Origin of the sequence: Pseudomonas sp. GM80 (assembly GCF_000282515.1) — a bacterium.
In the GTDB taxonomy this organism is placed as follows: Bacteria; Pseudomonadota; Gammaproteobacteria; order Pseudomonadales; family Pseudomonadaceae; genus Aquipseudomonas.
In genome coordinates this window covers 1-10,678 of record NZ_AKJD01000128.1, presented here as the reverse complement: position 1 = coordinate 10,678, position 10,678 = coordinate 1, and the positions used below count along the sequence as shown (strand labels likewise).

Genomic DNA, 10,678 nt, shown 5'->3' with positions numbered 1-10,678 from the left:
GGCGGTCGGCATTTCCCTGCCGATGGGGCCGCTGGCGCACTACTTCAAATTGCAGGCGCTGCCGTCGCTGTACTTCGTGTTCCTGCCGGTGATCCTGCTGGCGTACATGGCGCTGACCCAGGCGGTGAAAGGCTTCTACATCCGCCGCTTCGGCTGGCAATAATGCTGCCCCTGTAGGAGCTGCCGTTTTGATCTTGTTTTTAAAAGGCAACAGCAAAAGATCGCAGCCTTCGGCAGCTCCTACAGGGGCTCGTTTCAAGCAGGCCCCACAAGGGGGTTTGTGTTTTTTCAGGGAGATGACGATGCAAGCCATCAACAACCTCAACCTCGATTCGCTGCTCGACACCCTCGTCAGCCTCAGCGCCGCTTTCATCCTCGGCGGCCTGATCGGTTTCGAGCGCCAATACCGGCAACGCACCGCCGGTCTGCGCACCAACGTGCTGGTGGCGGTGGGTGCGGCGATTTTCGTCGACATGGCCAACCGTCTCGCCGGTGCAGAAGGCGCGGTGCGCGTGGTTGCCTACGTGGTCTCCGGCATCGGCTTTCTCGGCGCCGGGGTGATCATGCGCGAAGAGGGCAATGTGCGCGGCCTCAACACCGCCGCGACCCTGTGGACGTCTGCTGCGGTCGGCGCCTGTGCCGGCGCCGACCTGCTCGCCGAAGCGGTACTCGGCACGCTGTTCATCCTCGCCGCCAATACCTTGCTGCGGCCGATCGTCAACAACATCAACCGCCAGCCATTGGACGTGGTCTCGGCGGAGGTCACCAACATCGTCTACGTCATCGCTCGACGCTCGCAGCAGAAAGCGGTGTTCGCTCTGCTCGAAGCCGAACTGGAACGCAGCAACTACCCGGCCAGCGATGTCGATGTGCATGCGTTTGGCGCGGATGAAATCGAGATTGAAGCGACGCTGGCCACCACCTCGGTCGACGGTGATGAACTGGATGCATTGGTCGCGCGCATTTCCACTTCGGCGTTGGTGGTGCAGGCGTTCTGGAGTCCGAGTACCACGGAATAAGCCTGCGCAAAGGAGAGCAAACGTTCGGCGAGACCTTGGGTTAACGCCGTCGTGAGTCCATCAAAAAGCCACGTCGGGTTGTCCGACGTGGTTTTTTCTTTTGGGGTTTCGAGACCTTTCTGTCTCTTTATCAGAATCGTCCTACATGACTCGCGCTTGCTTTTGCTTAGTGTGATGCACCGTAACTTTTCCCATAGCCGTGAAAGAAAATGTCCTACAAGTGTTGGCGAATCCTGATTGCCGAAGAGCAACCGTCTCTGCAAGACAGAATCGGTAAATCGCTGAACGAACTCGGTTATCGAGCGCTCACGGCAGTGTGTTCCTTCCGGGAGCTGCTCAGCGTGACCCAATACTCGTACGAGCCGTTCGATCAGTTTGATTTGCTGATCATCAATGGTGAGTTGCTGGCCGCCGTGGGGGTTGATCCGATACGTTTTTTCCAGAGCAACGCGCAGATTCGTCATGGTGTGATCCACGATGCGCGGCGCGGTCAGCCGCACGCTGAGACGATCTATGCGAGTCAACGACGCCAGTTGAATCTGATCCGGACGGCGGATCGCTCATCGCTGGGTTCCCTTCTGGAGCAGTTGGATGTCTAGGCGTTTTCCTTCGGGTTGCAGTTCCGCAATCAGCCAGTCAATGACAATGCCTGTCCCGCCGTTGCGTGTTCTGGCCCCGGATGAATGACCGGTTTCTTCAGAAACGTCCTACATAAAGATCCGCGAGCGTTGCGTAGTCTTGCCGCACCCAGAAACTGCTACTACCGGGAGATCGACCATGATCAATAAAACCCTGCGCATCCTGATTGCCGACTCGCAGCATTTTCACCGGATGAAAATCGAACGTGTGTTCAATGGCCTCGACTATTACCGGGTTGCACCGGTACAGAATCTTCTCGAGTTATTGACTCTGGTCGAGTACGGCTGCGAACCGTTCGACGTGGTGGTCATCAATGCCGAACTGGCCGCCGGTTCGCTGGATCTGTTGGCCTTCTTCCTCGACAACCCGCACGTTCGCCACGCCCTGATCTACAACGAACCTTCGGCGCCATTGCAGGCCAATCCGGGGTTTGCCCAGGAAAACCTGCAAATCACTCACGCCGCATTGCCTGGCCTGCAGACAATCAAAGCGCTGATGGCAGCGGTCGACGCTCACACCGCGTCAGCGCAGCGGGCCTGGGCAGCGGAATCAGTACCGTCGCGGCGCGCTCAAGCATAGATTCACGCAAGCCACAACTGTCAGACCTGACAGGTAGATTCGCTTTGATGCCCGTGCAACAGTCTCTGCGTAACTCCACTATCCGACACCAACGGATCAGATCGTCATCGTCATGTTTTTCCCAGGGAGTGTTCATGAAGTCAGCGCTGATCGTCGACGATCATCCGGTGGTGCGCGCCGCTGTCAGAATCGTGCTGCAAGCGGAAGGCTTCAAAGTCATTCATGAGGCATCCAGCGGCAACGAAGTGGTGCAACTGCTGCGCGAGCACCAGCCGAAACTGGTCGTGCTGGATCTGAATCTGCCGATGCTCGACGGACTCGATGTCATGGAGCGCATCAGAGCCAATGACCTGACCTGCCTGATTCTGATCTTCACTTCGTACGAAGCCACGTTCTACCAGGAACGTTGCCTGCGCGCCGGCGCCATGGCTTTCGTGCCCAAGACCAATCATTTGCAGCAATTGCACAAAGCCATTCAGGCGCTGATGTCCGGTTACACCTACTTCACCGCACTGTCCGACAACGCGAATGCCTCGAACACACTGCAAGGCTCAGAAACGCAACTGATCGACCAGCTATCCAACCGAGAGCTGAATATCTTTGTGCAACTGGCTTCCGGCAAGCCGAACAAAACCATTGCCGAAGACATGCACCTCAGTCACAAGACCGTCAGTACCTATAAATCGCGCCTGATGGCCAAACTGGGGGTCAATTCGGCGGTTCATCTGCGTGATTTCGCCAGACGCAATCACTTGATCTGAGAGGTCGGCATGGGCTGGTGGCGCTGGTGTCTCATGCTGTTGTCGGCGAGCGTGCTGACGGCCTGGGCTGATGCTGTACCAAAATCGCTGGAGATTCTCACCCGCACCCGCCTGGAAAATGTCCAACTGCGGCTGGACGGCACCGATCGCTACTGGTTGCGCAAACATCCGGTGCTGTACATGGGAGTCTCCGGGCCGGATTACCCGCCTTTTGAACTGACACGTAACCAGCATCAACTGGAAGGCCTCAGCGCCGATTACGCCGATCTGCTCGCGCAACTGCTGAATATCAGGATTGAGGTGCGGCGTTACGCCGACCGAACGTCGGCGATTACTGCGCTCAAACGCGGCGAGATTGACGTACTTGGCACCTCGAACAACTTTGAACTCGCCGATCCCGAGCTGATGCTTTCCCGTGCCTACGCCGAAGACCAGCCGGTGTTGGTGGCCCGCATCGGTGAGCAGGCGCTGTCCGATCTGGCCGGCAAGCGCCTGGCGATGGCCGAAGATTATTTGCCTTTGTCGGTGGTTCAGGCCTTCTATCCCCAAAGCAATATTCAACGCTACCACTCGGCCATGGATGCACTCGGGGCCGTGGCGTTCGGGGTGGATGATGTCTACCTGGGCGACTTCATCAGCGCCAATTACCTGATCAACACCAACTACCGTAACGATGTGCAACTGCTCGGCCCATCGGGGCTGGATGCCAATCCGTTCGGGTTTGCCTTGCGCCGTACCGATGGGCGCTTGAAACGGATCATCGACAAAGCCTTGGCCAGCATCCCGATGGACCAACGCCAGCTCATCGAGCAGCGCTGGAGTGCCGGCCGGGCCGAGATGGCCGAGCACGCGCGGGTGCCACTGAGCGCTGGCGAACAACGCTGGCTTGACCAACATCCACGGGTACGGGTAGGCGCTATTGAAGATTTTGCACCGTTGTCGTTTTTTGATGCCGATGGCCGACTCAGCGGGCTTGCGGCGCAATTGCTCAGCCTGATCAGTCAGCGCAGTGGCTTGACCTTCGAGATCGTTCGCGGCAGCTCGCTGAGTCGGCAGATAGAGCAACTCACGGCGGGCGAGCTTGATGTGTTGCCGGTCATCACCCCCAGCCGTGAACGCGAAGACGAGTTGCATTTCACCCGGGCCTATTTGAACAACCCGTTTGTGCTGGTCACCGCGACGACTGACGGCAGGCCGCGCAACCTCGACGATCTGGCCGGCCAGCGCCTGGCGATCTATCGCGCGCATCCGCTACGCGCTTACCTCGTCGAGCATGCGCCAGAGGTCACGTTGATCGAGGTGAAAAGTCCGGCGATCGGCATGGAGATGGTCAGCAAGGGGCAAGTGGAGGCGACCTTGAGTTCGTTGGTAGGCGCGCGTTATCTGATTGCCCGCCAGTACCGCGAGCGTTTGCGGATCGCCACCACCGTGGGTGATCAGCCGGCGAGAATCGTCATGGCCACCTCACCGCAAGCGCCCGAACTGCATTCGATTCTGAACAAGGCGCTGCTGAGCATTGCTCCGCAGGAAATGGACGAGCTGGTTGGGCGCTGGACCCATGATCTGGCGGTCGACGCCAGCTATTGGCAGCGTCATCGCACAGAGATTCTGCTGGGCTTTGTCGCAGCTGCCGTCTTGCTGTTGCTGGCGCTGGGCTTGATCGGCTTTCAGCGTCGGCAGATCAGCCAGCGCCAGCAGTGGTTGCGTCAGTTGCAGGACGCCAAGGACGCCGCCGACGATGCCAATCGGGCAAAGACCACTTTTCTGGCCACCATGAGCCATGAAATCCGTACGCCGATGAATGCCTTGATCGGCATGCTCGAACTGGCGCTGAAGCGGGCGGAGGAGGGCGTGACCGATCGGCTGGCGATTCAAGTCGCCTCCAGCGCGGGCCAGCAGTTGCTGGTGTTGATCGGCGACATCCTCGACATTGCGCGCATCGAGTCCGGGCATTTATCGCTCGCCCCGGAACGGGCCAATCTGCGCGATCAGGTGGCGTCGGTGTGCCGGGTCTTTGAAGGTCTGGCGCGGCAGAAGCGTTTGCTCTGGCACGTCGAACTGGATGCGCGCAGTGACGTTGACGTGCTGGTCGATTCGACGCGCTTCAAGCAGGTGTTGTCCAACCTGTTGAGTAACGCGATCAAGTTCACCGAGGCCGGCGAAGTGAGTCTGCAACTGCAGGTGAACCGCGTAACCACCGAGCAACTGGTCGTCAGCCTGATCATCGAAGACAGTGGCATTGGCATCAGTGCCGAAGACCTGCAGCGCTTGTTCAGCCCATTTGTCCAGGCGGGTAACCATTCACACACCGCGCGCAGTGGCTCCGGGCTGGGCCTGGTGATCAGCCGCAGCCTGTGCGAAATAATGGGCGGCGAATTGCAACTGCACAGCCAGCCCGGCCTTGGTACACAGGTCACCGTGCGGCTCGAACTGCCATTGCTGGAAGCGCTCGCACCCGGGGATGCCGTGGTTCAACTGACACCCGTCGCAACGCAGGCGCTGAACATTCTGGTGGTGGACGATCATCCAGTGAACCGCTTGTTACTGTGCTGGCAACTGAGTGAGCTGGGCCATCGCACGGTCGACAGTCAGGACGGTGAGCAGGGCCTGGCATTGTGGCGCGAGCAGTCATTCGATGTGCTGATCACCGATTGCAATATGCCGCGACTCAATGGCTATGAACTGGCCCGCGAGATTCGTCAGGCCGAGGCGCTGGCAGGTGCACAACGTAGCCTGATCCTGGGTTTTACCGCCAATGCGCAGGTCGAGGAAAAGGTCCGTTGCCTGGAGGCCGGCATGGACGATTGCCTGTTCAAGCCGATTCGTCTGCACGACTTGAGTCAGGCGTTAAGCGCTGCGCGTGATGAGGAACAAGACGTCCCGCGCCTGGAAAAACCGTCGCTGGCAGAATTGGATCTGAGTGTGCTGGAGCATTTGGCCGGCGATGACCCGGCGATCATCGAGCACTTGCGCAAGGAGGTGCTGAGCAGTTTGCACGGCGATCTGCGGCGGCTCGATGACCTCGGGCAAGCCCTTGACCGCGCCGGGTTGCGCGATCTGGCCCACCACATCAAGGGCGGCGCACAGGTGGTCGGCGCGGCGCGGCTGGTGTCGGCATGTACCGACCTTGAGCGCGCCTGCACGGATGCCGGAAGTGTGGCGCTGGACACCAGCGTCAGCGCGTTACGCGAGGCCATGAGTGTTCTCGCGCAACGTCTTCAAGCCTGAGCAATCAATCCCAATGCGGCGCGATGCCTTTCGGGCTGGTCAGGCGATGGCCGCGTTCCAGCTGGGCAATCTGCGCCATGTCGGCATCGCTCAAGGTCAGCGCGGTGGCCCCCAGGTTACTTTGCAGGTTGGCGCGTTTGGTCGACGACGGAATCACCGCGTAACCCAGTTGCATGGCCCAGGCCAGCGTGACTTGCGCCGGGGTAGCGTGCAGGCGTTCGGCGATCTGCTGGATCAGCGGGTCTTTCAACACTTCACCGTAGGCGAGGGTCATGTACGAGGTGGTTTGAATGCCTTGGCTTTGGGCGAACTCGGCCACAGCGTGGTTTTGCAGGTACGGGTGCAGTTCGATCTGGTTGGTGGCGATGTTGTCGGCGCCCACGGCGGCGATCGCCTGTTTCATCAGGTCGATGGTGAAGTTGGACACACCGATCTGCCGGGTCAGGCCCATGCGTTTGGCTTCCAGCAGGGCGCCCATGAATTCTTCGACGGGCACTTGTTCTTCCGGCGATGGCCAGTGAATCAGTGTCAGGTCGAGGTAGTCGGTCTGCAGCTTTTGCAGGCTCTCTTTGAGGCTGTCGATCAGACGGTCTTTGGCGAAATTGGCGATCCAGATCTTGCTGGTGATGAACAGTTCTTCGCGGGGGATGCCGCTGGCGGCGATGGCCTCGCCGACCTCGGCTTCGTTCTCGTAGATTTGCGCGGTGTCGATGACCCGGTAGCCGAGCTCAAGGGCGGTGCTGACCGAGTCGATGACCACTTGGCCTTGCAGGCGAAAGGTACCGAGGCCGAAAGCGGGAACAGGCATGAAAGACTCCAGGGATTGCAGTGGGAATGGGCTCGAGTATCCACGTGTGCATCCTTGAGAAAAACCGCTGCCGGGGCAAAGCAGTGTTGAGCAGAAGTCATGAATCAATCCTGGATTCTGTGTTGTCTGGACTGGCCTCATCGCTGGCAAGCCAGCTCCCACAGGGATATATGTTGGTAATGAATGATGTGTTCACCCCCAAATCCTGTGGGAGCTGGCTTGCCAGCGATGGGCGCGCCACCGATTCAGGCAATGTCACTGTGCGCAAATTCCTCGCCGAGAAAATCAATCAACGTGCGCACCGACGGCAACAACCCGCGCCGCGACGGAAAGATCGCATGCACCACGCCACATTTCGGCGCCCACCCCGGAATCAACTCCACCACACGCCCCGCCGCAATGTCCTCACGCACCACCACACTCGGCAAATGCGCCACGCCAACGCCAGCAATCACCGCCTGACGCAACGCGATCAAATCATCGGTGACCATGCGCGGCGTGTGCCGGATCAGCGCGGTGTTGTCATTTGGCCCCAGCAACTCCCACTGATACTCGCGCTGCGCCGCACCCCAATGTAGGCTCGGCAAACCATTGAGGTCAGCGGGCGAGGGCGGTGACGACAGGCGTTCGACAAACTGCGGACTGCCGACCACCGATTGCATACTGTTGCCGAGCACCTTCATGACCATGTCGGTGTTTTCCAGCGGCGGAAAGCGCACGCGCAAGGCAATGTCGAACCCTTCGTGAATCAGGTCGACGCGACGATTGGTGCTCTCGATGAACAACTCCACCAGCGGATACTTGAGCATATAGCGGGTGAGCATCGGCCCGACCCACGAGTTGAGCAGCGCGGTTGGGCAACTCAGGCGCACGAGCCCCTGCGGCTCGGAGCGGTTGCGTTCGATCAGCTCGGCGGCGCTTTCGGCTTCGATGCGCATGGCCAGGCAGCGCTGGTAATAGGCCTGACCGATTTCGGTCAGCGAACAATGACGGCTGGTGCGGTGCAGCAGGCGTACGCCGAGGCGTTCTTCCAGCTCGGCAATTCGTCGGCTGAGCTTCGATTTGGGCATGTCCAGCGCACGGCCAGCAGCGGCGAATCCGTGGTGTTCGACCACTTGAGTGAAGTAATAAAGGGTGTTGAGGTCTTCCACCATCGTTCTCCAAGTAGAACGCTAAGGCTGATTTTTGCAGTCTAGTGCATTAATGGTCATGGATTTAAGCTTAATCCATCGCATCACTCACCCCATTGGAGACAACCATGAAAAACATCATCGGTATCTACACCAGCCCACGCGGCCATTGGGTCGGCGATGGTTTCCCGGTTCGCACACTGTTTTCTTACGACAACCTGGGCAAACACATCAGCCCGTTCCTGCTGCTCGATCACGCCGGCCCTGCCGATTTCACGCCGACCACCGATCGTCGTGGCGTTGGTCAGCATCCGCACCGTGGTTTCGAAACTGTGACTATCGTTTATGACGGCGAAGTGCAACACCGCGATTCGACCGGCAGTGGCGGCGTCATCGGCCCGGGCGATGTGCAATGGATGACGGCGGCGTCCGGGATCCTCCACGAGGAGTTTCACTCGGATGACTTCGCCAAAACCGGCGGCAAACTGGAAATGGTGCAGCTGTGGGTCAACCTGCCGGCCAAGGACAAAATGGCCGCGCCGGGCTACCAGACCATTCTCGACAGCGACATCCCGAGCATTGCGCTCAAGGACAACGCCGGCAGCCTGCGCCTGATCGCCGGTGAGTTCGATGGCCACACCGGCCCGTCGCGCACCTTCACGCCGATCGACGTGTGGGATCTGCGCCTGAACGCCGGCAAGTTGCTGACGCTGGATCTGCACGAAGGCCGCAACACCGCGCTGGTGGTGTTGAAGGGTTCGGTGCAGGTCAACGGTCTGGAATCGGTGCGCGAAGGGCAGTTGGCGTTGTTCGAACGTGATGGCAAGCAACTGACCCTCGAAGCCAGTCAGGACGCAGTGGTGTTGCTGCTCAGCGGCGAGCCAATCGATGAGCCAATCGTCGGCCACGGCCCGTTCGTGATGAACACTGAGCAGGAAATTCACCAGGCCTTCGCCGACTTCCAGTCCGGCCGCTTCGGCCAGATGCACGCTTAACGCACAACCACTCCGCTCTACACAGGACGCGTAGGCCGGTTCGAAGGCCAGGGATGGCTGTTGCCTAAAGAAAAGAGGAAACGCACATGAATACTGTCAATGCCGCGAACTTCGACGGCCAGAAACCGACCATCGATGCCAGCGACGCAGCCATGCTGCTGATCGATCACCAGAGCGGTCTGTTTCAGATCGTCAAGGACATGGACGTGCCGCAACTGCGCGCCAATGCCGTAGCGCTGGCGAAAGCGGCGACCCTGTTGAAGATGCCGGTGATCACCACGGCCTCCGTGCCGCAAGGGCCGAACGGGCCGTTGATTCCGGAAATACACGAAGCCGCACCGCATGCGCAATACGTGGCGCGCAAAGGCGAGATCAATGCCTGGGACAACCCGGAATTTCACGCGGCAGTCAAAGCCACTGGCAAGAAAACCCTGGTGATCGCCGGCACGCTGACCAGCGTTTGCCTGGCGTTCCCGTCGATCGCTGCCGTGCACGAAGGCTACAAGGTTTTTGCCGTGGTCGACGCGTCCGGCAATCACTCCAAACTGGCCACTGATCTGACGGTTGCCCGTTTGGCCCAGGCCGGGGTGGTGCCGATCGACATCATGGCTACGCTTTCCGAGCTGCAAGGCTCGTGGAACCGTCCCGATGCGGAGCAGTGGGCGGCTGTCTACGCCCAGGCCATGCCGCATTATCAATTGCTGATCGAGAGCTACCTCAAGGCTCAGCAAGTCGCGAACGAACACGAAGTGCTGGATTCCCAGCGCTGATCGAGTCTCCTGAGGCCGACCCCGTCGGCCTCTACACCCCGCGAGGATTACTGCAATGACCACTCAATACAAACGTCTGGACAAGAACAATGCTGCGGTGCTGCTGGTCGACCACCAGGCAGGTCTGCTGTCGCTGGTGCGCGACATCGATCCGGACAAGTTCAAGAACAACGTGCTGGCGCTGGCCGATCTGGCCAAGTACTTCAAACTGCCGACGATCCTCACCACCAGTTTTGAAACCGGCCCCAACGGCCCGCTCGTGCCCGAGCTGAAAGCGCTGTTTCCGGATGCGCCGTACATCGCCCGTCCGGGGCAGATCAATGCCTGGGACAACGAAGATTTCGTCAAGGCGATCAAGGCCACTGGCAAGAAACAGTTAATTATCGCGGGTGTGGTAACTGAGGTGTGCGTGGCGTTCCCGGCACTGTCGGCGCTGGAAGAAGGCTTCGATGTGTTTGTGGTCACCGATGCCTCCGGCACGTTCAATGAAATGACCCGCGATTCGGCATGGAATCGGATGTCCAGCGCTGGCGCGCAATTGATGACCTGGTTCGGTTTGGCCTGCGAGCTGCACCGCGACTGGCGCAACGACATTGAAGGGCTGGGCACGCTGTTCTCCAACCACATCCCGGACTACCGCAACCTGTTCACCAGCTACAACAGCCTGACCAACGACAAATAACAATTCCCTGTAGGAGCTGCCGCAGGCTGCGATCTTTTGATCCTGTTTTTGAAGATCAAAAGATCGC

General features: G+C 59.4%; 10 protein-coding genes. 8 read left to right on the top strand and 2 right to left on the bottom strand.

All coding sequences use genetic code 11. From position 1 onward, the window contains the following. Positions 1–302: 302 nt before the first annotated feature. The 5 genes from PMI37_RS19535 to PMI37_RS19515 all read left to right on the top strand — a co-directional run bounded on the left by PMI37_RS19535 (position 303) and on the right by PMI37_RS19515 (position 6,226). Positions 303–1,019, top strand: coding sequence for an MgtC/SapB family protein (locus PMI37_RS19535; protein ID WP_008084043.1), 717 nt, complete (start codon positions 303–305; stop codon positions 1,017–1,019). A 209-nt stretch (positions 1,020–1,228) separates the two neighbouring features. Further along, positions 1,229–1,618, top strand: a complete 390-nt coding sequence (locus PMI37_RS19530) for a hypothetical protein (RefSeq protein WP_008084041.1) — start codon at positions 1,229–1,231, stop codon at positions 1,616–1,618. 178 nt (positions 1,619–1,796) lie between these two features. After that, positions 1,797–2,237, top strand: coding sequence for a hypothetical protein (locus PMI37_RS19525; protein ID WP_008084038.1), 441 nt, complete (start codon positions 1,797–1,799; stop codon positions 2,235–2,237). Positions 2,238–2,371: 134 nt separating this feature from the next. Next, positions 2,372–2,998, top strand: a complete 627-nt coding sequence (locus PMI37_RS19520; RefSeq protein ID WP_008084036.1) for a response regulator transcription factor — start codon at positions 2,372–2,374, stop codon at positions 2,996–2,998. 9 nt (positions 2,999–3,007) lie between these two features. After that, the gene (locus PMI37_RS19515) at positions 3,008–6,226 is read left to right on the top strand and encodes a transporter substrate-binding domain-containing protein (RefSeq protein ID WP_008084034.1); all 3,219 of its coding nucleotides are present in this window, start codon (positions 3,008–3,010) and stop codon (positions 6,224–6,226) included. A 4-nt stretch (positions 6,227–6,230) separates the two neighbouring features. Here the strand turns inward: PMI37_RS19515 and dkgB are convergent, their stop codons facing one another. Continuing rightward, positions 6,231–7,034, bottom strand: coding sequence for a 2,5-didehydrogluconate reductase DkgB (gene dkgB, locus PMI37_RS19510; RefSeq protein ID WP_008084033.1), 804 nt, complete (start codon positions 7,032–7,034; stop codon positions 6,231–6,233). 245 nt (positions 7,035–7,279) lie between these two features. Continuing rightward, a complete protein-coding gene (locus PMI37_RS19505) occupies positions 7,280–8,188 on the bottom strand; it encodes a LysR substrate-binding domain-containing protein (RefSeq protein WP_008084032.1) in 909 nt (302 codons plus the stop codon). 104 nt (positions 8,189–8,292) lie between these two features. Here PMI37_RS19505 and PMI37_RS19500 point away from each other — a divergent pair, with 104 nt between their 5' ends. From PMI37_RS19500 to ycaC, 3 genes are all read left to right on the top strand, one after another. Next, positions 8,293–9,159: a pirin family protein gene (locus PMI37_RS19500; protein WP_008084029.1), complete on the top strand. Its 867-nt coding sequence runs from the start codon at positions 8,293–8,295 to the stop codon at positions 9,157–9,159. An 86-nt stretch (positions 9,160–9,245) separates the two neighbouring features. Next, complete coding sequence (locus tag PMI37_RS19495) at positions 9,246–9,929, top strand: isochorismatase family protein (RefSeq protein ID WP_008084027.1); 684 nt, start codon at positions 9,246–9,248, stop codon at positions 9,927–9,929. Positions 9,930–9,984: 55 nt separating this feature from the next. Beyond that, positions 9,985–10,611: an isochorismate family cysteine hydrolase YcaC gene (ycaC, locus tag PMI37_RS19490; protein WP_008084025.1), complete on the top strand. Its 627-nt coding sequence runs from the start codon at positions 9,985–9,987 to the stop codon at positions 10,609–10,611. The last annotated feature ends 67 nt before the right edge of the window (positions 10,612–10,678 follow it).

Coding starts and splice junctions, on each gene's coding strand:
- PMI37_RS19535 (WP_008084043.1), top strand. CDS start 303: ATGCAAGCCATCAACAACCTCAACCTCGATTCGCTGCTCGACACCCTC.
- PMI37_RS19530 (WP_008084041.1), top strand. CDS start 1,229: ATGTCCTACAAGTGTTGGCGAATCCTGATTGCCGAAGAGCAACCGTCT.
- PMI37_RS19525 (WP_008084038.1), top strand. CDS start 1,797: ATGATCAATAAAACCCTGCGCATCCTGATTGCCGACTCGCAGCATTTT.
- PMI37_RS19520 (WP_008084036.1), top strand. CDS start 2,372: ATGAAGTCAGCGCTGATCGTCGACGATCATCCGGTGGTGCGCGCCGCT.
- PMI37_RS19515 (WP_008084034.1), top strand. CDS start 3,008: ATGGGCTGGTGGCGCTGGTGTCTCATGCTGTTGTCGGCGAGCGTGCTG.
- dkgB (WP_008084033.1), bottom strand. CDS start 7,034: ATGCCTGTTCCCGCTTTCGGCCTCGGTACCTTTCGCCTGCAAGGCCAA.
- PMI37_RS19505 (WP_008084032.1), bottom strand. CDS start 8,188: ATGGTGGAAGACCTCAACACCCTTTATTACTTCACTCAAGTGGTCGAA.
- PMI37_RS19500 (WP_008084029.1), top strand. CDS start 8,293: ATGAAAAACATCATCGGTATCTACACCAGCCCACGCGGCCATTGGGTC.
- PMI37_RS19495 (WP_008084027.1), top strand. CDS start 9,246: ATGAATACTGTCAATGCCGCGAACTTCGACGGCCAGAAACCGACCATC.
- ycaC (WP_008084025.1), top strand. CDS start 9,985: ATGACCACTCAATACAAACGTCTGGACAAGAACAATGCTGCGGTGCTG.